This is a genomic window from Rhizobium sp. 05L419 (assembly GCF_056397845.1).
Genome location: NZ_JBFTOF010000073.1, coordinates 1 through 1328, shown reverse-complemented (window position 1 = coordinate 1328; position 1328 = coordinate 1). Strand labels below are relative to the sequence as shown.

2 protein-coding genes and 2 pseudogenes are annotated in these 1328 nt (G+C 59.0%); 3 read left to right on the top strand and 1 reads right to left on the bottom strand.

Annotation, left to right across the window (positions count from 1 at the left end):
* Nucleotides 1–103: pseudogene (locus tag AC1DMK_RS31015) on the bottom strand (IS6 family transposase); the annotation flags it as partial.
* Between the two features lie 276 nt (nt 104–379).
* Between AC1DMK_RS31015 and AC1DMK_RS31010 the strand changes: the two are divergent.
* From AC1DMK_RS31010 to AC1DMK_RS31000, 3 genes and pseudogenes are all read left to right on the top strand, one after another.
* Nucleotides 380–580 (top strand): hypothetical protein, encoded by a 201-nt coding sequence (locus AC1DMK_RS31010; protein WP_113001467.1) that lies wholly within the window; start codon nt 380–382, stop codon nt 578–580.
* Between the two features lie 51 nt (nt 581–631).
* Nucleotides 632–1171: a Fic/DOC family protein gene (locus AC1DMK_RS31005; RefSeq protein ID WP_477864037.1), complete on the top strand. Its 540-nt coding sequence runs from the start codon at nt 632–634 to the stop codon at nt 1169–1171.
* Nucleotides 1172–1225: 54 nt separating this feature from the next.
* A pseudogene (locus tag AC1DMK_RS31000) lies at nt 1226–1328 on the top strand (IS6 family transposase); the annotation flags it as partial.

The window sequence follows — 1328 nt, the reverse complement described above, 5'->3', positions numbered from 1 at the left end:
GAGAACGGTGCTCAAGGGTTGGCATGATCTGGCGTTTTGCGGCGGCGTAAGATGGCAGCTTGTCGGTAATCAACCGCTTTGGCGCAACGCCCTGCTTTTTCAGGCGCGTGCCCCTGGGGGAGTCCCCCCAGACCCCCCGAGGATATTTGCAAAAGGGTTAGGAAGGGCAGGCAGGCAGGTTTTGCAGGTGAAATGAGTGGTGGTTCGTGCCGGGAAGCAAAACACGCTGTAATCGCGTTAGAACGGCGAATGCCACCACGTTTCCATGGTGGCATCGACTTCCCAGCCTGTACCGTAATCCAAGTGAATCACGACGGTCAGTTCTTGCCAAGCGGAATCCTTTTGCCGGCCGCCATAAGGTCGTGATAGGTTCTGATTCATGAGCACGAGCAAAACACCCCAGCTGACCCGCGACGCCAAGACCGGCCGCCTTACCCAGGTGCGTGCCGAGAAAATCAGCGCTGTCGAAGGCATGGTGCTCAGCCCACGCATGCGCAAGATCCTCGATCAAACCAAGGATCAGCCTGCCGAAGCTCGCCGCCGCGCCATTCGCGCTCAGTTCTCCCAGAAATCCGCCTAACCTTTGGTCTACACCGCAGAATCGGATCCCTTGTGCTATCCGGGCACGACGGTGCTCCGCAACAAGCTGGATCTCACCGACCAGAACGAACTGGACGAATATGAGATCGCGATGTTCGTCATCCGGTCGGATGAAGCTTGGCCTGCCGGCGCCCTCGATGTCTCCCACTACCTGGCCCTGCATCATCACCTCTTCCAGGACGTCTACGATTGGGCCGGCGAGATCCGCACCATCCGGATCGGGAAGGGCGGCAACTGGTTTTGCTATCCCGAACACATCCACGCTCAGCTGAACCAGGCGTTCCAGATTTTGGTCGATGCCAATCACTTTGTCGGTCTGGCGCCGGCCGACTTCGCCAGCCATGCCGCCCATCTGCTCGCTGAGATCAATGCCGTGCATCCGTTTCGCGAAGGCAACGGCCGGACGCAGCTGACGTTCCTGGCCGTTCTCGCCGAGCATGTTGGGCTGCCGTTTAATGAAGACGTGCTCGACCGCGATCGTGTCATCAATGCCATGATCGAGAGCTTTGCGGGCTCTGAGGCGCCGCTGGAAGCCCTGATCCTCGACATCATCACTGAACCTTCATCCTAACCCTTTTCCAAATATCCTCGGGGGGTCTGGGGGGACTCCCCCAGGGGCACGCGCCTGAAAAAGCAGGGCGTTGCGCCAAAGCGGTTGATTACCGACAAGCTGCCATCTTACGCCGCCGCAAAACGCCAGATCATGCCAACCCTTGAGCACCGTTCTC